Below are 480 nucleotides of genomic sequence, written 5' to 3'. Positions count from 1 at the left end.
GAATGGCCGCCCAGTTCAAAGAAGTTGTCATGCCGCCCTACCCGCTCCACGCCCAGCAGCTCGGACCAGATCGCGGCCAGCAGGGTTTCGGTTTCGCCTTCTGGAGCTTCGTACACGCGGTTGTGCAAGGCTTCGGTGTCCGGGATTGGCAAAGCCTTGCGGTCGAGTTTGCCGTTGGGGCTCAGCGGCAGTGCCTCCAGATGGAGGAACAGCGTGGGCACCATGAACTCCGGCAGGTGGGCCAGCAAGGCCGTGCGCAGAACGTCTGCGGCCTGCTGCTCACCGGTGTAATACGCCAGCAGACGTTGGTCGCGGGCGACAACAACGGCCTCCTTCACGCCTTCGATGGCCGTCAGGCCGGCCTGGATTTCACCCAGCTCGATGCGCAGGCCGCGCAGCTTGACCTGGTCATCGTTGCGGCCCAGGTATTCGATGTTGCCATCGGCCAGATGCCGCGCCAGGTCGCCGGTACGGTACAGG

At 64.4% G+C, this 480-nt stretch carries 1 protein-coding gene; it reads right to left on the bottom strand.

The genetic code is table 11. The features are described 5' to 3' along the window. The coding region (locus ACQZ2L_RS25065; protein ID WP_430328314.1) for a hypothetical protein at positions 1 to 480 on the bottom strand (480 nt) is incomplete at both ends.

Origin of the sequence: Pseudomonas shirazensis (assembly GCF_050496565.1) — a bacterium.
Lineage (GTDB): Bacteria > Pseudomonadota > Gammaproteobacteria > Pseudomonadales > Pseudomonadaceae > Aquipseudomonas > Aquipseudomonas shirazensis_A.
Note: the sequence above shows the minus strand (reverse complement) of the source record. Positions and strands in the feature narration are given on the sequence as shown.